The organism is Cupriavidus sp. FW305-3-2-15-C-LB2 (assembly GCF_058787575.1).
Map to the genome: position 1 here is coordinate 1 of NZ_JBYSZW010000051.1, position 22,595 is coordinate 22,595.

Sequence of the window (22,595 nt, forward strand, 5' to 3'; positions counted from 1 at the left end):
ATTGCCAACTTGAGCAGCAGGCCATGTCGGCCTGACTCAAGCCAAGGGGCCTCCACGAAAACCGGGGCGGTTCACACTCAACCTCCTGCAGATTCTCTGCCAGCCGGTCCAGCTCATGCAACCGCTGGTCGATCCCGATGCGCTCTCCATGGGTAGCGGCTGCAGGCTCAGCCAGGCCCGCCCTTTCTTGCCAAACAGGTCTGTAGCGGGACACCGCTCGATCAGATGTGCGGCAAGCGTGGATCTCGTTCTTGAGCCGCGTCCGCTGCCGCACGATCTGGGCGCGGCGCGACACCTGCCGCCGCATCGCTTGCGTGGTCTCGTCTGGAATCCAGACCTCGGGCAGGAGGCCACTCGCATAGAGTTGCGCGAGGATCGCCGCATCGATCTTATCCGTCTTCACGCGGGCTTCCGCAATCAGACGGACTTGCAGCGGGTTGGCGACGATGACTCTGCCGACATGACTAGTCAGCACATTCGCAATGGCGATCGTATTGCCGGTCGCCTCGAGTACCACGTGGTCGTCGGGCTTTAGCTTGGCGGCAAAGCGTTCCAGCTCATCGCGTCGCAGTCCGACGCGCCCGCCGGCGCGTAGCAGGCCGTTCTCCAAATAGGCGATCTCGGCTACGGATCGCGATACATCCAGTCCTATCACTCGCATTGGCGTCTCCCATGGGAAACATCGCAAATGGGAGCCGGTGGGACAGCACGACAACTACGGATTCGCGCTCACAGCTCAACGTATATGAACGGCCTGCCCACCCGAAGTGCTCCCCGGCGCCCTTGTCCCGGATGGTCGAACCATACACCACTTACTCAGTGAGGAGAGGGGGCACTGGTTCCTATCATGCCGGTTACGGATGCCATCGAGAGCTTGAACATGCAGTTGCGCAAGATCATCAAGACCCCGGGGCACTTCCCCTCGGATGAAACTGCGATCAAGCAGCTGTGGCTGGCGCTGCGCAACGTGCTGACCAAGTCCGTTCGCACGACCTAGGACTGGAAGTCCGCCATGAATCAGTTTGCTATTCTGTATAGCGAGCGATTTACCGCCGCTCGAGGCTGACAGAATTCAAGACCGCCTCGAACACAAAAATGCGGACAGGTCCCAATAGCGGGTAGGCATACGACTGTGTTTATGGAGCCGAGCCTGCGAGCTACTGCGTGTCTAGCGCCGCCTAATGAAGTTGCGGCCAACCCGGATGAATCGCCACGCGAAACGCATCACCAGAAGGTGCATCATGGTCACGACAATGAATAAGCCGAATAGCATCTGTTCGGATAGCCCGGCCTTCCAGCCCGCCACGCCAACCAACCCCATGCAGGCATTGCTGACCAAAAGGATCCAGACGATAGCATCGTGGCCAATCTTGAGCCGGAGCAGGATATGATGCAAGTGCGTCCGGTCCGCCGACAATGGATTTCGCCCCTTCAGCACGCGCCGCGTGACAACGGCAAGAAGATCGATCAATACGAAGCCGAGAATCCAAAGCATCACCGCCGGTGGCACATGCTGGCCGCCGTTGTAGCGAGATTGCGACAGCTCTACCGCGAACCAGACGATAGCGAAACCAAGCATCAAGCTGCCCGCATCGCCCAGAAAGACGCGGTTGCGGCCACGCAAGGGATTTCGCATATTAAATATCAAGAAACCGAGCAAGGCGCCGCAGAACACTACACAGATTCGCTGGGCTGCATTGTTACCAACCTCTCCAGCCACATAGGCGTACCAAGCGAAAATGACGAAAGCGAGTCCACCGCACAGGCCATCAAGGCCGTCGCTCATGTTCATCGCGTTGATAACTGAGACCACCGCGAACAGTGTCAGCGGGATACCCCAATTGACGAGTTCGATTTCCCGGCGGCCGAGCAAGTCGCCCAGCGAGGTTAGATAAACGCCGCCCCACGACGTCATAAGAATCGCCGCAAATAACTGGGCTACCAGTTTCGTGGTTGGCGACAAGTTGCGTAGGTCGTCCATCACCCCTATCAAGGCCAATACAGTCAAGGCCCCAAACAGGGCGATGTAGTAGCCTTGCTGACGCATGAACAGGAAGGCTCCGGCCCACACTGCAAGCGTGATGGCGATGCCGCCGACCAGTGGTACCTCGCCGACATGGCGCTTGCGGGCATCAGGCCGGTCAACCAAACCCGCAGCACTCACCAGCGGGCGCAATCCCAGAATTGCCAGCACGCAGATGAGGAAGATCGCCAACGGCACCCAAAAAAAATCAAACATGGAGCCTTCCGTAATTACATTGCTGCGCGTCTACGACTGAAACGAAAACGCCAGTAAGTTGCCGAGTTGAACAGCTTGAGCAGGCTACCGATATGCCACACCAGATAACGCCAACTCCTATGGCTAGCACGCTGAGCGTCATGAATCACCACCCCAGCTTGGACCCAAGTCACATGACGACACGTTAGGTGTACCTTCAGGCATATATCTATGTCTTCACAGTAAAGTCGGTAGCGTGTATCAAACCCGCCGATGCTCTGATACGTCGCGCGGTCAAAAGCCAGGCACATGCCCGCCATCCAATCAACCTGTTGTTCTAATACAACGTGCGAATAGTCAGACTCGAAGCGCCTGTGCCACCAGCGTGACAGCAGGCGTAGCGGAGAGGGCAACTGGCGCGCATTGTCTTCGAGAGCGCCTGAGAGGCTTAGCACGCGCGGTCCGGCGACGCCGGGCAAGCGTGCCAAGCATTCCAGTAGAGGCAGTAGACTGCCGGCATCCAACCGTACGTCCGGATTCAGCACGCAGAAATACGGCGCTCTGCAATGCTCGAAAGCGGCATTGTGGTTTTCGGCGAAACCCTTGGGCCGCGGATTCTCAATCCACACCACTTCAAAACCTTCGGCCGACGCCATTTCTGGTCGCTCCTCCGGCAGGTTCAGCGTCAGAATGACCTGCATGGGGAGCAACGCTGAGGCCGTCTTCAATTGTGCCAGCAGCGTCAGCAACAGTTCACGCTGGCCGTGGCTCACGACTGAGATCGCGATTCTGGGTTCGCTGAGCACTGGTTGTGTTTGCATCGTTGCCAAGTCAGACATGAATCAGGTCGCGAACCATTCCCGCAATGCCGTCGGCAAAGCGGTGGTAACCGTGCCGGCGGCACTCTCGCACCACGGCGAACAGCCGGGGGAATAACGAGCGCCGAAACTTTAGGCGTCGCGCGAAATGGCTTTGCGCCTCGCCCAGTAAGGCGAGTTTGTCTGCGGAAATGGCCGGCGAGTACGATGCCAACCGATTGCCCAGCGCCTCTAGTCTGCGCAGCTTGAAGCGCAGGTAATCGTCACGGGGCGTCTGTGCAACCCTGCGTGCGTACCGAGTTAGGCGTGACACCGCCGTGACTGGGATACCGATCACATTTGCCCCGTGCTGTCGATATGCGGTCAGCTTGTCGCTCAGCATCGCTACTTCGCCGCGAGCAGCCGCGCAGGCGGCTAGCCACTCGTCGTGAATCCAGTCGTCCGGAAACGGCAGCGCAAGGTCGAGCAGCTCTCGCCGGAACGCAGCAGTGGTGCCGGTAACCAAATTGCGGCGGCAATAGATCTCAAAGTAGCGCCTGCGCACCACGAGCGCTTCCTCCGCAGGCGAGAGTTTGAGCGCCTGGAACAGCGACTTCCCCATGTCCTTGCCGCGTTCATCAATCAGCAAGGCGTCGGAGTGCACAAGCAGAGCCGATGGGCTGGACTCAAATACGCCGGCAATGGTTTCGACCTTACCATGCGTCCACACGTCGTCCTGGTCGGATAGGAAGATGATGTCGGTATCCAGCGCCCTGATGGACTGCTCAAAGTTGCGTAGAACACCGAGCCGCTCATCATTGCGGAACAGCGTGACGCGCATGATGCCCTTTGACTCCATCTCGGCAGCCCAGGCGCACAGCCGCTCCCAAGTGCCATCCACGGAGCGGTCGTCGCTTACGACCACATGCGCCAGCCGCCGGGTCTGCATTGCGATGGAGTCCAACTGAGGCTGCAAGAATGCACCAGCATTGTAGGTGCACATGGCGACGCCGCAGGACAGCATCGCGGCAGAGTACTGCTCACGCAACATGGTGCTCTGCGAAGTCGGCGCGGTCGCGATAGGAATGGAAAGCATACTTAGATCGACAGCCGTTGAAAAACACCCCGGGCACATCACCGACATGATGAGCCTCAAATAAGCCCCCAAAAGATATCCGAAGCAAGCTCATACCGGGAATCATACTGGCGGGACTTGAAGTCTAAAGTCTTAGCAGTCGAGTACTAGAGTATCTGCAGGGCATGTGACCCCGCTAAACTTGCCGAGCATATCGCCAATGATAGTGATGACACAGAACACTCAGACACTCAATGATCAGACCATGCCGCTTTGAACCCCCAACAGCGCTCAAGTCACGTGGCTGAAGCCATTGCGTAGGCTCTCAACGAGCGCAAATAGTCGTTTGCCTCGCCCCCCCCCTCTTCCGGCGCCCATGGCGCAAATTCTTTTGCCAGATCAGGGTCGAACGGACCCGCCTTCAATTCGAGCAGGATCGAACCGCCTTCAAGCGCGATCACGGTATGCCACATACGCGGATCTACCTCGACTGCCACCCCGACAGAATTTGACATATATTTCTCAGACCCGATGCAAACGCAATTGCGAATTGCTCCTGTCGCGTCGAACGAGAAAACGGCAAACCGGCCGATAAGCGCAAATAGCGTCTCTACTTTCGGATCAAGACTATGTCGGTGCGGCCGAATATAACTATCGAGCTCGACCGCATTCAGCAAACGCTGGCACGGGTCCTCGTAGCTGGCATGGATATTCCGATGCTGCCGTAATCGTCCCGACTTGGACGCGTGGACAACTAGTTCTCCCAGGTCAGCGTGTGAAATCACTGCAACTGCACTATTCATCTTTCCCCCAGGGTTAGCGCATCCTCATCCCTCGCCAAGGGTGAGAGATTCTTACCAAACACAGACGGTAGCGCATTGTGTACGGGATCTTTCGGCACTGAACTAATATCGTAGCCGATCGCTGAGACGAGAAGCTGAATGCCAACAAGGATTGGCAGTGCCGCCAACATCACCTGCCCGCTTGTTGCGGATATTCCGGCCAACACGGATAGATGCCAGTGCCAGAAGCCGAATCCCGCTCCCACCACGACAAGTAGTAACCCGAACAACAGCTCAACCGAACCGAAGTTGAAATCACGCAGGAAATAGCTATAGAAAAGCCGTTTGACGAAGCGTGAGAGATATTTCCCTGGAAATTCGAGTGCAACTTTCTTGATATTAAGATTACTTACTTCATTGCCATATACAGATTCCATTGGAATATCAACGACAACTGCACGCAGCACATTCAACCGAAAAAGCATATCACTCTCGAAAAAGTACCGCCGATCTATCTTGTTCATTGGCAAATACTTGATCAAGCTGCCGTGAATAGCCGTATAGCCATTTGTCGGATCCATGACATTCCAATAGCCGCTTGATATCTTACTAACGAAGGACAGTACAGCGTTTCCGAAGATCCGAAGCGGCGGCATTGAAGCCAGGAATTCGATATCGAAAAACCGATTTCCTTTAGTGTAATCCGCTCGACCAGCGAGAATAGGACGGACAAATCGATCTATATCGGATGGATCCATCTGGCCGTCACCATCGATCTTCACTATGACAGTGGCACCATCTGCTGCGGCGCGTTGATAGCCAGTAATCATCGCACCCCCGACGCCTTGATTCACGGAATGACGTAATACGCAGACGCGCGAATCTTGGCAATGAGCTTGAACAAAGTCGCCCGACCCTTCGGGACAGAAGTCATCTACGACGTAGATTGCGCCGACCTCAGGGCCGATTCGAGCAATCACACCCAAGATATGCCCTCTTACCTTATAGCAAGGGATCACAACAGCGATCATCCCAAATCCCCAAAATTCCGTTAATTCAATACTGTAAAAATTTCTGACTAAATACTCTTGACTTGTCAGTCGATTACCGCATCGCGGTTCACTTCTTTAGCTCATAAAGCCAGAATCCATTGATCGGGTTACCCGCTAACTCATTGAGGCACGTAGCGCCGCCTATTGCTTGACCTAGGACCGCGACATTCGTCACACCGATATCGCTAAGCTCCTTACCACACAGATTCAATCGAATCTTGATAACATCAGTCTGCACCAACTCGAACACAGGCGAACTTAACTCTAAATCAGGCTCAATAATAACATGTGCATACCGATTCCAGATCTTGGAACTCGTACCCTGTGGGTCAAGCGGCATGTATGTTTGTGGCTCGGAAGCGTATCGCACTCCATTCCAAACATTCGCGCCGGCAGCCTTGAAGAACTGAGGCGATGTTACGCCTCCAGTGACAATCCAACGCTTAGCCTGATCGGCCGAGCCGCTTTGCACTACGCGCTCCGCCAGATCCTTCCTGTAGATCGCGTCCAACCCCCTGCTAAATGGATTTATAGACGCCCCGGGTGCAATCAGGATTGCGACAGCACACGAGAATGCGACTCTATCTCGTACGCAAATTGCGTATATGAGCGCGCCTCCAATTATCGCGATAAAAGCCGCTCGATGCAGGGCATAAAATTCGGGATCTTTCAAGTAAAATCTTAATCCGAGACAAAAGACAAGAATCCCCCCCCCTACAAATAAAGCAAGCATTCGGCTCACACAGATTGGAGTCTGTGATCTCCCAGTCGCTGGAACCGCCATATACGCGACGGTAAGGAAAATGCTTCCCAATCCGAGACCAACAAAGGATCGCTCCGGCGGTGACATGCTCATGAGCGTGCCTTGGGCAAGCCAATCTGGAAATCCAAGTACTGCCCATGCCGTCATTAGACAGCAGAAAACCAACAACGTCACCAGCAAGCTATTCACCCTCCTGCGGTAAATCGCATGCCAGATCACGCACACACCAACGATGGGAAAAAGCAGTATGAAATTGCTAGCCTCGCAAATGTTGCCAAGCGCCTTTGGGAATTGATTCTCTAAGTAGAAAAAATCGTAAAAACCCGAAAACACCCTCAAGAGCTCCACCGTACTCCATACAATGTTGCTGCGGTCACCGGGGTACTCGCTGTGCGCGATTAAATTCAGGACGGCTCGGGCCTCCCACAGCCACCAAACAACAAACGTTCCGACCAGGGCCAGGGCACCGCCTGCTACCAGTAACCGCAGTCCGAACCTATCAATGAAGTAAGAGCGGTATACGGGGCTCGCAAAAAAACCAAGGAATATAAAAACACCCAACCAAAACAAGGGTACGAGAAAGGCAGGATAGAGTGCCGCAGTGAAAGAAACCGCACTGATAACCAATGCACCTCCGCCGACCAGAATATTTCGCTTTGTACCCCCAAAGAACACAAAGCAGCCAGAAACGATGATGGCCGCAAATGCAATCAGCATGTCAGGTAAATTCGTGCCTAACCACCACTGATTAAACGAAGAGAGATACACCCACGCGGCTCCGAGCAACGACAGCCAGAAATTTCCGCGCGTCAGAATATTGAACACAAAAAAGAAGAGCACAACCACACCAACAACCCGATAGGCCCAGAGGTATGAAAATCCACGCTCTACATCCAAGGCGTAAAACCCCCAAAACCGCGGCTGGACATAGCCAATCAAGCTATTAACTGGAACACTTGCAATAAGAGGCACACCAGGCGCACCGAGGCTATCATTCTCGATCGGGAAACCATGTTGGACCTGGGATAGCATGAACGGGGTCTGCACGACCCACTCGTCACTACGTATTGCTCGTGGTTGCCCCCAAACCTCAGTCGCCCGCACATTCGCCTGCGGAACATAGGTGTTCCACATACCGATGGAGGATAAGTGAAACTTCCCGCCAACCATTCCCAAAAATACGGTGGCCATGCAGCACAAGAAGATCCCCGCGCGGTAGTCGAGGCGAACAAGGCGGCCATCGCTGCAACAGTTGGCACTTCTGGTGAAAAAACCAAACGCCATAAGTTGCACGCCGATGCGTTGCCGAACCCGTCGTGCTGCTTGACGAACCAATAGTGCCAGCAAGTAGCCCACTACCGTCGCGCCGCCGGCTGCCATGGAAATGACTAGCGTGCGGACAAGCAACGTCGGCGCAGAATAAATATGCGGCAACGGAAATTCAAAGTACGGATCTGTACCGCTCGCTTCCAGACGAACTGCCTGACCCTGGACCGGTAGTGCGTTGAGATCATGCAGCGTCCGAATCGAACGCTCCAGCCCGTCGGCCTTGGAAAACCGGCGGAAGCCTAGACCTCGAACTTCGATCTGCTGAACCTCCACCAGGCCAGGCGCAGTACCCGGGTCAATACGAATGGCCACGGGCACGTCACTCGGAAGACTGATCTTATAGGTGTGCAGCATACCGTCCGGCTTCAGCTTGAACTTGATGCTGTTCGCAGGTGCGTATCCACCGCCTTTGTTGAAGAACAACTCACCGTTTGCGTCTGTGCGGACCCGCATCTGCAATGTAACTGACACCCCCTCTTCACCCGTTTTGAACCACGCGAACAAAGCAAGCAGCAGTCCCATAACGATTGCCAACAGGAGTGCGCGAGGGCACACGCGTTGTTGCCAGATGGTTGGCATGTCAGGCAGTGCTCCCCAAGTTAAGCATAGCCACACCAACGCTGATCAGAATCAGGCCAACCCACTGCATTGGCGAAATCCGTTCGCCATAGAGCAGCCAACTCGAAAAGGCTATTAGTAAATAAAAAAAGCTTCCGGAAATAGCAAAAGCCACACCGAGTTTTACCCGGCTCACCACGAGAATCCAAAGCAGAAAGCCACAACCCTGGATGCCAATTGCGACTAACACGTACGGCGACGCAATTGCTTGCAATAAGAAGGCCAGCTTATGGCTGGCCAGGAGGCTCATATCGAGCGTCGTGACGCCGCGCTTTAATATCAGTTGACTACCCAGCGTGCAAAGGGTTACCAGCAGGATAAGAAACATTTCCAGCATAGATGCTCCAGTTACCGACGTGGCATCGAAGCTAAGGCATCAAACATCGACTGCTCGATCGCCGAAACTGCAACGTCGATGGAATAGTTCCGCGCAATACATGCGAGGGCTGACTCCGAAAGTGTGCTCCGTAGGTGCCCATCAGTAGCTAGCTCACCAAGACGGGAGACAAAGGCACTCGGATCTGCGATGTCGGCATAAGTGATACCGCACTCCCCCTCGGGGAATTTGCGCTGAAGGTCGTGTAGCGGTGACGAGAGCACGGGGAGGCCGGACGACAGATACTGCAAAATTTTAATTGGAATGATATTGCGTGTGATGTCGTTGATCTGAAAAGGGTTGATCGCAATATCGGCAAGAGAAAGATAGCGAGGCACCTCGGCGTATGGCACCATACCGGTCAAGCACACTCTATTTTCCAAACGCCGTCCCGCAACTGCATTCTTGAGCCAACCGTCAAGTTCCCCGCCACCAATCACCAGCAGCTTTACGTTCGGAACAAGCTCAATCAGCTTAACAAAATTTGCTATCACTACGTCCAACCCGCTGAAAGCGTAGGTGGTTCCCAAAAAGAGCACCGTCCGGTCGCTCGGCTCGATTCCCAGTGCCCGCGCCAGTTCAGGGTCGCGTGGGCGCAGTCTAAAGATCTCCGTATCAACACCGTGGTTGACCACCTCGATCTTATCGAGCGCGCATTCGGGTGCGACTTCGTGCACGTATTCGCGCATCTTCTCGTTGGTCACGGAGAGATGGTCAGCTTGGGTGTAGATCAAACGCTCCCCGGTGAGCAGCAGACGGCGTGTCAGCCTCCCCTCGCGCAGGAGGTGATAGGCATCCAGCACGCGATACACAACCGGCACTCCGAACTTGCGGCAAAGCTGCACTGTCGTAGTGCCATTGATGAACACCGAGTACAGCAGCACAACGTCAAAGGCATTGGCCTTAAGCTTCTGCTTTAACAGTGAACGATATTGCAGTCGACCACTGACATACTTAAGAAGTGGCAACCCATTGTGCGGCGTGCTCTCTAAAGTGATGTGCGCAAGACCAGTGCGCGAAACGGACTGCACTTTATGCAACCCGTCCCCATGCTCGTCATAGTCGATTACGGTAACGTCATGCCCTCGTGCCGCCAATCGCTCCGGGAAATCCTGGTATTCGTAAACAGGCTTCTTTAGGTAGCTGACTTCATGCACCACAAGAATGCGAAGTCGTTTTCCGCTCACGCGATATCCGATTCCGTAGGCATCCTTGCCATTCTGTACATTGTGCAGTTCCGGATGCGGGGCTAGGTCAGTTTGGTGCATGACACCCATTACCCAAAGGGGTATTTAAGAGAGATTGAAAAAACCGCAAAACGAGCAGAAACGCTTGTTTTCTCAAGCTTGAACCGACCACACAGTGCGCTTAATGTAGTCCACGTAGCTAACCACGATACGCATGATCTGCTTGGACACTGCAGGATTTTCGTAATCGTCCACTGGCAGTACTGCGCGTTGCACTTCCTCCTGCTGAGCGAGGATGATCTCAACCGCTTCAAGCACGCGAGATGCTTTCAAGCCGCTCATGATGAGCGTACCCACATCCATACCTTCCGGCCGCTCGTGAGCATTGCGGATCGTCACCGCTCGAAGATTTAACAGCGAGGTCTCTTCGGTAATGGTCCCGCTATCAGAAAGGACACATGCTGCGTGCATCTGCAAGTTAATATAATCGAAGAAACCAAATGGCTTAACAAAGCGAATCAAGCCGTCCGTGTCGGTGTCGCCGACGCCCATCGCATCGAGTCGTTTGCGCGTCCTTGGATGCGTGGACACAATTATCGGGAAATTGTATTTATCCACCAACGCTCGAAGGGTGTCCAGCAGATCGCGCAAGTTCAACTCCGTATCGACATTTTCTTCGCGATGTGCACTGACAACAAAGTACTTCCCGTTCTCAAGGCACAATCGCTGCAGTATGTCGGACTCCACGATCCGAGGCTTGTAATAATCGAGCACTTCCTTGAGATGCGAGCCGGTCTTGAAGATCGTTTCCGGCCGAATACCCTCGCCGATGAGATAGCGACGCGCATGTTCTGTCAGAACGAGGTTAACATCGCTGAGATGGTCAAGGATTTTGCGATTCAACTCCTCAGGCACACGCTGATCGAAGCACCGATTCCCGGCTTCCATATGGAACACCGGCACTTTTCGGCGCTTGGCAGCGATCACCGAGAGACAGGAGTTAGTATCACCGTAGAGCAAAACCGCGTCCGGCGCCTCCCGTTCAATCACCTCATCGGCTTTTGCAATCACTTGGCCGATTGTTTCCGCCGCCGTACCCCCTGCTGCATCAAGAAAGTAATCCGGCTTGCGAATACCCAGATCCTGAAAAAAAATCTGGTTCAGTTCATAGTCGTAGTTCTGCCCGGTATGCACTAAAATGTGATGGGTATGGCGATCAAATTCCGCGATCACACGGCTCATCTTGATCAGCTCAGGCCGCGTACCAACAATAGTCATAACCTTAAGCACGGAGTTGCTCCTGAACGTATTCAAGCTGCAGCAGAAGCTTCTTTACGCCCTCAACATCCAGCCGCTCAGTGTTGTGAGAGGTGTAGTCATCGATTTCTGAAACTTTCACCTCACCATCCACGAAAAACTTGTTGTAATTCAAATCTCGATCATCAGCCGGGATCCGGAAATACATTCCCATATCATCCGCACGCGCCATCTCCTCACGCGAGACTAATGTCTCATACAGCTTTTCACCGTGGCGGGTGCCAATAATTCGCAGCGGCACATCGGATTTGAACAGCTCCTGCAGTGCCTGCGCAAGGACTTGGACAGTCGAAGCCGGCGCCTTCTGAATGAAGATATCACCCTGGCGTCCATGTTCGTAAGCATGCAACACCAAATCAACCGAATCCTCAAGAGACATCAAAAAGCGTGTCATATTTGGATCCGTTAATGTAAGTGGCTTACCCTCCTTGACCTGCGAGATAAACAGCGGGATGACTGATCCTCGTGATGCCATCACGTTGCCATACCGGGTCGCGCACAGTACGGTTTCGCTTTCACTGCGACCGCGAGATTTTGCGACCATAAGCTTCTCCATTAATGCCTTCGACAACCCCATAGCATTGATCGGATACACCGCCTTATCCGTACTCAAAACCACAACGCGCTGCACGCCATTAGCAATGGCTGCAGACATAACATTCTCCGCACCCAACGCATTCGTACGAATTGCTTCCATTGGATAGAATTCGCAAGACGGGACCTGCTTCAATGCCGCAGCATGAAAAACGTAATCAACCCCCCGCATTGCAGAGTTGATACTATCGAAATCACGTACATCACCAATATAAAATTTGAGCTTCGAGTTATTCAGTGTGAGCCGCATTTCCTCCTGCTTCTTCTCATCACGGCTGAATACACGAATTTCGCCAACCTCAGTGGAGAGAAAGCGCTTTAATACGGCATTCCCAAACGAACCGGTGCCACCGGTTATCATCAAAACCTTATCCTTGAACATATCCGTCAGACCCTTTTTATCGATAACGTTCCATCAACTCAATGAGTGCCCGCCAGTCTGGAACTGCGTAGCCCGTCGCCCTTTGAAATCGATTTGCATCGAGTGAGCGATCGATGACAACCGTCTCATCCGGTATGATGGAAATCTCCTTTCCGTAGACCTCTGCAATTAATGAAAGCAGATCGTATTTTGTGATTGGTTTGGCAGCAACATGATAGAGTCCATGCAGATCGGGGCGTGGAATAATCACATCACGAACGATCTGCGCAAGCACCACTGTCGGCAGACCCGAGAAAATCGCCTTCGTATACCCTTGACAGCTATTGGTTTGATTAAGAAACCAGCAGAGCAGACTGCGACTTCCCTCGAGTTCGTGACCAATAATCGACGTGCGCAATGTAACGGAATGCGAGTTCGCGACCTCACCAAGATATTTGGTTCTCCCATAAACATCACTGGCGTCTGAAGGGTCATCTTCGCAATATTTCCCCTTACTACCAGAGAACACGCAATCTGTACTGACATGGATTAGGCGTGCACCAGTTAGCGAGCAAAGGGCAGATAACCTGTGCGGCAGCATCGAATTGATCGGAATCGCATAGAGGGGATCCTGACCTTGATCGTGCTGTTTTACCAGTCCAACGCAGTTGACCACGATTTTAGGGCCCACATAATCGAACAGTCGAACAAGGCTATCATGATTTTCAACATCATAACCAGTCAGCAGATTGCCTGCGACTGCTAACGGAAAGTGCCTCTTCGCTTGCGGTGATCTGACCGTTCCGAATACCTGCCACTCTGGCTTTTCAGAAAGGATACGAAACATTGAGTTGCCCAACATTCCGCTGGCACCCATCACAAGTACCTTCATATCAATACCTCAGCATACGAATTGATCTCCCGATCATAATTCCGATTACCAGACACGGATCTGATAAACAGCCCGAGCGGAATATCCTGGATGCCCCCCCTCAAAATCCCAACACATCGAATGGGGGAGCGGAAACATTTGGAAAATGCCTTCAAAATATTGCAAGACGCTATCAAATCAAATCGATTAAATTAACTCAACACGCGGCGGCCATGCCAACGAAAAGTCCTCCCTCTCCAAGGTGAGGTTGGGGCTATATGCAGGATCATGGTCCATGAACGCCTTCCAATGGCGCTCCATATAATTAGATTCGACCAAGAAGCGCTTACGCTTCTCTGGCGTATCATCTTGCCCTCGCGTGGCTGATTCATGATGATACAAGTCTGCGTATGGCGTCCAGACGTTGCGATAACCCGCAGTGATCAAGCGTAGACAAAAATCGACATCGTTATATGCGACACTAAGGTCCTGCTCATTCAAGCCACCAACCTCATCATAGACCGCCCGCCTGATAACCAAACACGCAGCCGTAACAGCAGAGTAGTTCTGCGTAACAACAGCACGACCAAAATACCCAGGATCGTTCCGATGGATACCTTTGTGGGCGTGGTTGGCGATTCCGCCGATTCCCATAATTACGCCGCCATGTTGCAGCGTATCGTTTGGGTACCATAAACGCGCGCCGACCGCGCCGACACCGGGCTGCAAAGCCAAGCTCACCATCTCCTCCAACCAGTCGGAGGAGATCACCTCGATATCGTTATTGATCAGTCCGACAATTTGACCACGACAGACACTCACCGCATGATTATTCAAGGCAGAATAATTAAACGGCCGATCGTCGCGCAGGATTCGAACCCTCGGGTGTTTAGCGATCTTATCGAAATATTCGAGAACAGCTGGTTCGTCGGAGCCGTTGTCTACGACAATAATCTCGTATTCTGGATATGTGGTCCGTTCGAGAATACTGTCTACGCACTGGCGGATTAATTGCAAGCCGTTTCGGGTAGGAATAACCAGGCTAACGAGAGGATACCTTTCGGGCAATGCATAGCGGATGCGATATACCCCTAATTTTTGATTCGCCTGAACCAAACCATTCCGACCGGTACGATTCAAGTGTTCGGTAAGGGCGCGCTCACCTGCAATCAAGGCATAGGGTTTCTCGGCACCGGCCATTGCCGTACTGCCTGGAAGCACTCTCCAATGATAGAGCACGCGTGGGATGTGCCGAATTTCGCTAGGCTTTATCCTCTCCACACAGCGAAGGGCGAGATCGTAGTCCTGCGACCCTTCCAAGCCTTGGCGGAAGCCACCGACTAAGCGGATCAATTCGGTCTGATATACACCCAGATGGCTTACCATGTTGTGCGATAGGAACAGTTCGTAGTTCCAGTCGCACTTGAAATATGGAGCGAAGCGCTCACCATTGAGTGAAATCTTGTCCTCGTCCGAATAGATCAGCCGCGCCTCAGGATGCACGTTGATTTCGCGCGCAACCCAGAATAACGCGTGCTCAGACAGAAGATCATCATGATCGAGCAATGCGACGTACTCGCCGGTTGCGAGTTCTAGCGCGGAGTTTGAAGCCGCGGAGATGTGGCCGTTCTGCTCACGCAATGCCAATTTGATGCGCGTATCCTCAGCCGCATGGCGCTGTAGCAATGCACGCACATCTGGATTCGGTGATGCATCGTCGGCGATACACAGTTCCCAGTGCGGATAGAGTTGCGCGCGCACCGAACGGATGGCCGCGTCGAGCAACTCAACGGGCGGGTTGTAGACAGGCATCAGAATCGAGATCACGGGCTTGCGCGCAAGCTGCGCAGCTGCCTGAGTGAGCTTGGCGCGCTTACCGTCGTTGAGCTCGTCGTACACCACCTTCCACGCCTGATAACCTAGCGCGCCGGTGCCGACCGCACTCGAGGCGATATGTTGCTTCAGCCGGGCCAGGCCGCCCTGGCGCCAGAGCTTGAGCGTCGTGTCGATACGGCGCAAGAATGCGCTGGGATTGCGAATGCCGTCGACAAGACGCGGCCACATGAATTCGGCCACTGTAGTCCAGCGCGACAATCGCCTAATTTCAAAGCCAGAAAGTGAGAACGGCCCGGAGTGATCGAGCGGATCAAGACGCAACGCGCGAACCTTGCGAGGCAAGCGCAAGCGCACTGCACTCCAGTTGCCATTGGACACGCCAAGCTCAAATTTCATTTGTTCGCGAAAACTGACGCCATCATCGACATAAAGAGTCGGTGCCAAACACCCGTCCTTGGCCGCTCCTCGATAGCGCAACTCGCACAGACCGGAGGGAAAGGGCCGCCCCCCCAATACCCGAATCCAGAAATAGGGGTCGTTGCCTGTGCTGACATAGCCGTCAGGATGACTACCGATCTGCTGCCCAGGCTCAAGCACCACGGGTATGGAAGACGGCCACAGGCGCGACGTCACTTCCGCGCGTACGCGGTTGATCAAACGTAACGGACGCGTGACACGCCACGAAAGAGAGCGCAGCACGCGATTCAAATTCTGTTGGAGAGCTTCGTGGTGCGCCATAAGTTCAGCATGCGCATTCTCCTGCTGCTGGATGGACTGCTTCGCGCTATGCAAGTCAGCCGAGACCCGGGAGATCTCATCACTGAGCCGATCAACTTCGGCCCGGAATTGCGTCATTTCCTGTGCCACTGCCGGAATTCGCTGGACAAGCTCGCGCAGCAACCCCTGGTCTGCATTGCCAGAGGCATGCAGCGGGCGAGTGCTCACCCGATTACGAACATGTTGTACCACTTCTGCCGAACGCGAGGCCAGAATAAAATGGCGGTAGCTGTCGTCCGCAAAATCGTTTTCAAAACCCTTGTCCTGATAATAACGGTACAGTACGGTCATTATCGGCTGTAGCGATCCGATTGAAACCTCGGCGAAGTGGCTCTTGATGAAATCTTTCCACAGGGTGAGCTCACCATGGTGAATCACCTGCGTGGCAAATCCAGCTGACTCCAATGCTTGGATAGAAGTGTCAAGATTAGGCAAGCCATGCTCAGCGTGCTCGTCGAGCCAACGATATGAGTTGTGAAAGAGCGCTTCCCAGTAAGTGGAAGCCTCCCTCTCCGCTTCGACTACACCAGGCCGATCGAACGGCGCACCTATCACCGTCAGCAGACGGGCCACACGCGAGGTGTGCCGCAGAAACGCATCACGGCGCTCGCGCGGAATATGTTCAAAAACATCGAGCGCGACAACTACATCGTAACTGGCATCCGGTAGGTTCAGGTTCGTCGCATCGTCCAACACGAAATCTGTGTCGGCCTGCAACTTCTCGGGAATCTCGCGATCAAGGTACAGAATGCGATCATTGGGCAGGAGGCGGCCCAGCAGCTTGTGCGTGTTGGCACCCACCTCTAGAATCGTGAGCGGCTTGCCTTCCACGCGAGCCGCCTCAATCGCGCGTGCGGCAATTCCATAGCGCTGGAACTGGTCAAACTGAATCGGCATCGAGCTATCCACGGTTGACGACTCTCCACTCATGATCGATGTACACCAGTCCTTCGCTGAAATATTCGGCCACGACGCTTACCTGACTCGCAGCACCGTAATAGTCGATGCAAACCAAACCGCCATCGCTGAATAAGCCAACATCCACAACGTAGGTGCCGGTCAGCAGCGGAACTTTCGGGATAATGTACTCAACAATGTGCGTTCCCGGCTCGTACGGGATCGAGGCTTTATCGAGATGCGTGTTTGGACCAAAGATGTAGGTACCTTTGGCATCGCGGATGGCCACGCCTACCAGCAGCTTTGGCAGGGCGCGGTCGCCGACGACATATTCGATTCGCACCGACAAGGGATCAAAAGGCGCCAGTGTGGTCGCGCTGGCGCTCACCAACTTGATCACGGCGGGCGCACCGTTTGCCGCGTCGATGCGCGGCCCCTGTGGGGTTGCGGCGTGCTCGGCGCTCTGCATGAGCATCACATCGCGGTACTGATCGGAGATGAAATTTGCCTCGCCGGCCATGCGTACCCTGCCCTTGTCGAGCCAGATGGCCGTCGTGCAGAAACGCTTAATCTGCTCCAATGCATGCGAAACGAACAGGATCGTCGTGCCGCTCTTGCGAATCTCCTCCATACGCTCGATGCACTTGAGCTGAAACTGAATATCGCCCACCGCTAGAGCCTCGTCGACAATCAGGATCTCGGGGTCAACGTGAATTGCAATGGCAAATGCCAGTCGGACAAACATCCCGCTCGAGTACGTCTTGACGGGCTGATCAATGAAATCGCCAATGTCAGCAAAGGCGATTATCTCCGAAAATCGCTCACTAACCTGCTCGCGCGTCAACCCGAGCAATTGTCCATTCAAATAGACATTCTCGCGTCCTGTGAATTCAGGATTGAAGCCAGAACCCAGTTCCAACAGCGCCGCTACCCGGCCATTAACAGTCACATCGCCACCGGACGGTGCCAGCGTACCGCAAATGATTTGCAGCAACGTGCTTTTACCGGAACCATTGCGTCCGATGATGCCAACAGTGTCACCACGCTTGATCTCGAAGCTAACATCATGCAGCGCCCAGAACTTGCGCGCGCACTCTTGCGAACGACGGGCGAAGCGCCCGCGCAGCCCCGACGACAGAGCTACGCGCGCGCCGACGCCGTAGAGACTTTGCAGCAGCCGATCTCGGGGGCGATCGTAGGTATTGAATATTTTGAACAATCCCTCGACGCGAATGGCGGACTCAGAGAACATCGGCAAATCCCTTGCGAGCCCTTTGGAACCACGCAAAGCCGATCCAGGCTATAGCAAACATGACTAGCGTGTACAGGCACCACCCCCTCCACGAAATGGACTGCCCCCAGACGAGAACGTTGCGGGCCTGTTCAATAGGGAAACTTAGCGGGTTCAGGTGCGCAAAGGTCTGCCACCGCGGTGGCAAGGACGACACCGGAAAGAAAACTGGGGATAGAAACATGAGCGCAGTAATTAAGATACCAATAGTCTGCCCCACATCGCGTAGATAGACAGAGGTCGCTGCCAACCACCAGCTTAATCCCAGGATGAACGCTGCGAGTGGAAGTAGCACAAGCGGAATTTGCCAAATCGTATAGGGCACTCGGCCAGCCTCCACTAACTCAAAGACGATCAGGATGGCCATGCTCACCCCCGCGTGAAACAGCGCCGACAGCAGATTCACGCATGGCAGGATTTCCAGAGGAAAGACGACCTTCTTCACGAAATTCGCGTTGGAAAGAATGATCGAAGGTGCTTTGCCGATGCACTCAGCAAACAGATTGAACACAATCATTCCGGCAAACAGCACAATCGCAAACTCGGTCTTGGAGTTAGTACCGCCACTCCAACGCGCCTTGAACACTTCGCTAAAGACGAACGTGTACACTGCCAGCATCAGCAGGGGCGTTAGCAATGACCAGAAGATGCCAAGGATCGATCCTTTGTAACGGCCGATTGCCTCGCGCTGAGCCAAGTTCAGGATCAGGCCTTGATTTGCAACCAGCGAGCGCACCAGGGCGAGGGGTGAAGCACTAAAGGTTTTCATATCGAGAATCGTTCGTTCACCCGGCACACCGCACAATGCGAGGCACAACGCTCCGAGCGGTGCCCCTACACGCAGTCAGGCGTAGCAATCCGCGTCCTTCAGGATTTTTGCCTCTGCGTCTTTGGCTGCAAGAAGCGGCTCGCCGTCGATCGGCCACTCAATGCCAATGGCCGCATCATTCCACAGCAATGACCGCTCGAACTCCGGATACCAATAGTCCGTGGTCTTATAGAGGAATTCGGCATAGTCGGAGGTGACCACAAAGCCATGCGCGAAACCCTCCGGCACCCACAATTGCCGTTTATTCTCCGCGGAAAGTCTGACACCGACCCATTTACCAAAGCTCGAGGACGACTTGCGTAGATCCACCGCAACATCGAATACCTCGCCGACAACCACGCGGACCAGCTTGCCCTGCGCGTGCTGGATCTGATAATGCAGTCCACGCAAGACGTTCTTCAATGAACGTGAATGGTTGTCTTGCACGAAGGTAGGATTGACGCCGACGGCGTCTTCGAACTGCTTTGCATTGAAGCTCTCAAAGAAAAAGCCACGGCTGTCGCCAAAAACTTTTGGCTCGAGGATCAGCACTTCTGGAATTTCCGTGCGAATGACATTCAGACTCATTTGATGGACTCCGAGATGATTTGCTGAAGGTATTTGCCGTAACCGTTCTTGGCGAGCGGTTTTGCCAGCTCCTCCACTTGCTCGGCATCAATCCATTTGCTGCGATATGCAATCTCTTCCGGACAAGCGACCATCAGGCCCTGCCGACTTTGCAGCGTTGCGATAAATGTTGCAGCTTCCAGCAGGGAGTCATGCGTACCCGTGTCCAGCCACGCATAACCACGCCCCATGATCTCAACATCCAGTTGCGCCAACTCCAGGTAACGCTTGTTTACGTCAGTGATCTCAAGCTCTCCCCGTGCCGAGGGCCGAATGTCGGCTGCAATGTCGCAAACCTGGTTGTCGTAAAAATAAAGTCCAGTCACGGCGTAGTTGGAGCGTGGCTTGACTGGCTTTTCCTCCAGTGACAACGCGCGGAAATTGCAATCAAACTCCACCACGCCATAGCGCTCTGGGTCATGGACGTGGTATGCGAAGACCGTCGCGCCCCCCGTCTGCTTGGCCGACCGGGACAACTGGCTAACCAGATCATGGCCATGGAAAATGTTGTCACCAAGAATCAGGGTTGACGGGTCATTGCCGATGAAATCGCGCCCGATGATAAAGGCCTGTGCCAATCCGTCCGGCGACGGCTGCACCGCATACTGAAGGTTGATACCCCACTTACTGCCGTCGCCCAGCATTTCCGAAAAACGGGGAGTGTCTTCCGGAGTGGAGATGATCAGAATGTCCCGAATCCCCGCCAGCATCAGCGTGGACAGCGGATAGTAAATCATCGGCTTGTCGTACACCGGCAGCAACTGCTTGGAGACCGATCGCGTGATCGGATAGAGCCGAGTACCGGAACCTCCGGCGAGGATAATGCCCTTGCGCATGATGTCTTGCTCAGGAAAAGATCTGGTCCAGCAGGTGGTGCACACCTTGCTGCCAATCTGGAAGATGGATACCGAAGGTCTGGCGCAGCTTGCCGGTGTCCAGGCGGGAGTTGGCCGGACGCGGGGCAGGCAGGGGATACGCCGTGGCGGGGATGGCCTCGATGCGGGCTGGGTCCACCTTCAGGTCGATGCCTTGGGTCGCGGCGTAGCGCAGCACTTCGGTGGCGTAGGCGTGCCAGCTGGTCTCGCCGGCGGCTGCCAGGTGGTAGATGCCGGAGGCGAAGGCCTGGCGGTCGCCGTGGAGCCAGTGTCGCGCCACGATCTGTGCAGTCACATCGGCGATCAGCGCGGCCGTGGTGGGAGCGCCGAACTGGTCGGCAATCACGCGCAGGCTGTCGCGCTCGCGGCCGAGCTTGAGCATGGTCTTGGCGAAGTTACCGCCATGAGCACCAGCCACCCAGCAGGTCCGCAGAACCAGCGCGGCACCACCGGCCGCGGCAATTGCCTGCTCCCCGGCCAGTTTGCTCTTGCCATAGACCGATTGCGGATTGACGGCATCGCTTTCGACATAGGCACCGTCCTTGGTGCCGTCAAAGACATAGTCGGTCGAATAGTGGACCAGCAGACTACCAAGAGCCTTTGCCTCCTCGGCGAGGATGCCGGGTGCCGTGCCGTTGATGGCAAAGGCGAGATCCACCTCGGTTTCCGCCTTGTCCACCGCGGTGTAGGCCGCCGGATTGACGATCACGTCGGGCCGGCAATCACGCACCACACGACGGACTGCGTCCGGTCGCGACAGGTCGCAGCCAGTGCGATCCAGTGCCACCACGTTTCCCAGCGGCGCAAGGCTCCGGCGCAGTTCAAACCCCACCTGCCCGTTGCTGCCCGTTACGAGAATGGTCGGAACCGCGGGATTACGCTGCATATTGCTTCGCCACCCAGTGCCGGTACTCGCCGGACATCACGTCCTGCACCCACACCTGGTTATCCAGGTACCACTGCACCGTCTTGCGCATGCCGGATTCAAACGTCTCCGCCGGCTTCCAACCCAACTCGCGCTCCAGCTTGCGAGCATCGATGGCATAGCGGCGGTCATGCCCCGGACGATCCTTCACGAATGTAATCTGGTCGCGGTAAGAACCGGTGGCCTTCGGACGCAGTTCGTCCAGCAGATCGCACAGCGTGTGCACCACGTCCAGGTTGGTCTTCTCGTTCCAGCCGCCGACGTTGTAGGTCTCGCCGAGTCGGCCGTTGGCAAGCACCTCACGGATCGCCGAGCAGTGGTCACGCACGTAGAGCCAGTCACGCACATTCAGCCCATCGCCATAGATCGGCAGCGGCTTGCCCGCCAGCGCATTGGCGATAATCAGCGGGATCAGCTTTTCCGGGAAATGATACGGACCGTAGTTGTTGGAACAGTTCGTCGTCAGGACCGGCAAGCCGTAGGTATGGTGATACGCGCGCACCAGATGATCCGAGGCCGCCTTGGAGGCCGAGTACGGGCTGTTGGGCGCGTACGGCGTCGTTTCCGAGAACTGGGGATCGGTCTCGCTCAGCGAGCCGAACACCTCGTCGGTTGAGACATGCAGGAAGCGGAAGTCCGACTTGGCCTGCCCTTCGAGGCTGCCCCAGTAAGCGCGAGCCGCTTCCAGGAGCGTGAAGGTACCAACGATATTCGTCTGGATAAATTCGCCCGGACCATGGATGGACCGGTCTACATGGCTCTCCGCCGCGAAGTGCACGACTGCGCGCGGATTGTAGGTGGCGAAGAGCTCGTCCAGGGCATCACGGTCACAAATATCCGTTTGCGAGAACACGTGCCGTGAATCGTCCTCGACCGACGCCAGCGTCTTCCGATTGCCTGCATAGGTGAGCTTATCGACGTTGATGACCCCATCCGCCGATTTGTCGCCCAGCCATGCCAGAACGAAATTGGCGCCGATAAACCCGGCACCGCCTGTGACCAAAATATGCGACAAAACTTGCTCCTTGCCTCGATATGTTTCGATGACCCGGCAAAAGCCGAGCGCCCACCTTGTCCGCATCCTGGACGGCGGGGCGTTAAGTGCCTGCAGAAGTGGCGGTATTCTATCCGACGGAATGCCCTAACCTACGTGCCCTTCCCCTCTTTTTGTAGCCTCATGTAACCATGCCACGGTATATCGGTCACAAAACTACAAATA

General features: G+C 54.8%; 18 protein-coding genes and 2 pseudogenes. 1 reads left to right on the plus strand and 19 read right to left on the minus strand.

Features of this window, described 5'->3' with window-relative positions; genetic code table 11:
- Positions 1 to 76 precede the first annotated feature (76 nt).
- A pseudogene (locus AC3WRR_RS28280) lies at positions 77 to 661 on the minus strand (IS110 family transposase); the annotation flags it as partial.
- Between the two features lie 192 nt (positions 662 to 853).
- On the opposite strand from AC3WRR_RS28280, the pseudogene AC3WRR_RS28285 reads away from it, so the two are divergent.
- Positions 854 to 1,066 (plus strand): annotated as a pseudogene (locus tag AC3WRR_RS28285) (IS256 family transposase); the annotation flags it as partial.
- Between the two features lie 102 nt (positions 1,067 to 1,168).
- On the opposite strand, the gene AC3WRR_RS28290 reads toward AC3WRR_RS28285, so the two are convergent.
- The 18 genes from AC3WRR_RS28290 to rfbB form a co-directional block, all read right to left on the minus strand.
- Entirely contained in the window at positions 1,169 to 2,239 is a 1,071-nt protein-coding gene (locus AC3WRR_RS28290) for an MraY family glycosyltransferase (RefSeq protein WP_058696711.1), read from the minus strand.
- Between the two features lie 14 nt (positions 2,240 to 2,253).
- Positions 2,254 to 3,057, minus strand: coding sequence for a glycosyltransferase (locus AC3WRR_RS28295; RefSeq protein WP_234788098.1), 804 nt, complete (start codon positions 3,055 to 3,057; stop codon positions 2,254 to 2,256).
- Entirely contained in the window at positions 3,050 to 4,111 is a 1,062-nt protein-coding gene (locus AC3WRR_RS28300) for a glycosyltransferase family 2 protein (RefSeq protein WP_081050150.1), read from the minus strand. Before AC3WRR_RS28300 ends, AC3WRR_RS28295 begins: the two co-directional genes overlap by 8 nt.
- A gap of 275 nt (positions 4,112 to 4,386) precedes the next feature.
- Positions 4,387 to 4,893: a WbuC family cupin fold metalloprotein gene (locus AC3WRR_RS28305; protein ID WP_081050146.1), complete on the minus strand. Its 507-nt coding sequence runs from the start codon at positions 4,891 to 4,893 to the stop codon at positions 4,387 to 4,389.
- Positions 4,890 to 5,903 carry a glycosyltransferase family 2 protein gene (locus AC3WRR_RS28310; RefSeq protein ID WP_058696712.1) on the minus strand — a complete coding sequence of 338 codons (1,014 nt, stop codon included), beginning with the start codon at positions 5,901 to 5,903 and terminating at the stop codon, positions 4,890 to 4,892. Before AC3WRR_RS28310 ends, AC3WRR_RS28305 begins: the two co-directional genes overlap by 4 nt.
- A gap of 88 nt (positions 5,904 to 5,991) precedes the next feature.
- The gene (locus AC3WRR_RS28315) at positions 5,992 to 8,595 is read right to left on the minus strand and encodes a DUF7657 domain-containing protein (protein ID WP_143010646.1); all 2,604 of its coding nucleotides are present in this window, start codon (positions 8,593 to 8,595) and stop codon (positions 5,992 to 5,994) included.
- 1 nt (position 8,596) lies between these two features.
- On the minus strand, positions 8,597 to 8,971 hold the full coding sequence (locus AC3WRR_RS28320) for a DMT family transporter (RefSeq protein WP_058696714.1): 375 nt from the start codon (positions 8,969 to 8,971) through the stop codon (positions 8,597 to 8,599).
- Between the two features lie 11 nt (positions 8,972 to 8,982).
- Positions 8,983 to 10,278 (minus strand): glycosyltransferase family 4 protein, encoded by a 1,296-nt coding sequence (locus AC3WRR_RS28325; RefSeq protein ID WP_161940216.1) that lies wholly within the window; start codon positions 10,276 to 10,278, stop codon positions 8,983 to 8,985.
- Positions 10,279 to 10,350: 72 nt separating this feature from the next.
- Complete coding sequence (gene wecB, locus AC3WRR_RS28330) at positions 10,351 to 11,487, minus strand: non-hydrolyzing UDP-N-acetylglucosamine 2-epimerase (protein WP_492298715.1); 1,137 nt, start codon at positions 11,485 to 11,487, stop codon at positions 10,351 to 10,353.
- Positions 11,480 to 12,490 carry a polysaccharide biosynthesis protein gene (locus tag AC3WRR_RS28335; protein ID WP_058696717.1) on the minus strand — a complete coding sequence of 337 codons (1,011 nt, stop codon included), beginning with the start codon at positions 12,488 to 12,490 and terminating at the stop codon, positions 11,480 to 11,482. The genes wecB and AC3WRR_RS28335 overlap by 8 nt, the downstream gene beginning before the upstream one ends.
- Before the next feature lie 16 nt (positions 12,491 to 12,506).
- Entirely contained in the window at positions 12,507 to 13,361 is an 855-nt protein-coding gene (locus AC3WRR_RS28340) for a dTDP-4-dehydrorhamnose reductase family protein (RefSeq protein WP_081050148.1), read from the minus strand.
- A gap of 186 nt (positions 13,362 to 13,547) precedes the next feature.
- Positions 13,548 to 16,850 carry a glycosyltransferase gene (locus AC3WRR_RS28345; RefSeq protein ID WP_492298717.1) on the minus strand — a complete coding sequence of 1,101 codons (3,303 nt, stop codon included), beginning with the start codon at positions 16,848 to 16,850 and terminating at the stop codon, positions 13,548 to 13,550.
- 4 nt (positions 16,851 to 16,854) lie between these two features.
- Positions 16,855 to 18,102 carry an ABC transporter ATP-binding protein gene (locus tag AC3WRR_RS28350; RefSeq protein WP_058696718.1) on the minus strand — a complete coding sequence of 416 codons (1,248 nt, stop codon included), beginning with the start codon at positions 18,100 to 18,102 and terminating at the stop codon, positions 16,855 to 16,857.
- Positions 18,092 to 18,910, minus strand: a complete 819-nt coding sequence (locus AC3WRR_RS28355) for an ABC transporter permease (protein ID WP_058696719.1) — start codon at positions 18,908 to 18,910, stop codon at positions 18,092 to 18,094. The genes AC3WRR_RS28350 and AC3WRR_RS28355 overlap by 11 nt, the downstream gene beginning before the upstream one ends.
- 75 nt (positions 18,911 to 18,985) lie before the next feature.
- Positions 18,986 to 19,537: a dTDP-4-dehydrorhamnose 3,5-epimerase gene (rfbC, locus tag AC3WRR_RS28360; RefSeq protein WP_058696720.1), complete on the minus strand. Its 552-nt coding sequence runs from the start codon at positions 19,535 to 19,537 to the stop codon at positions 18,986 to 18,988.
- Positions 19,534 to 20,412 (minus strand): glucose-1-phosphate thymidylyltransferase RfbA, encoded by an 879-nt coding sequence (gene rfbA, locus AC3WRR_RS28365; protein WP_058696721.1) that lies wholly within the window; start codon positions 20,410 to 20,412, stop codon positions 19,534 to 19,536. Before rfbA ends, rfbC begins: the two co-directional genes overlap by 4 nt.
- Positions 20,413 to 20,422: 10 nt before the next feature.
- Complete coding sequence (rfbD, locus tag AC3WRR_RS28370) at positions 20,423 to 21,337, minus strand: dTDP-4-dehydrorhamnose reductase (protein WP_492298721.1); 915 nt, start codon at positions 21,335 to 21,337, stop codon at positions 20,423 to 20,425.
- Positions 21,327 to 22,391 carry a dTDP-glucose 4,6-dehydratase gene (gene rfbB, locus AC3WRR_RS28375; RefSeq protein ID WP_058696723.1) on the minus strand — a complete coding sequence of 355 codons (1,065 nt, stop codon included), beginning with the start codon at positions 22,389 to 22,391 and terminating at the stop codon, positions 21,327 to 21,329. The genes rfbD and rfbB overlap by 11 nt, the downstream gene beginning before the upstream one ends.
- Between the last annotated feature and the right edge of the window lie 204 nt (positions 22,392 to 22,595).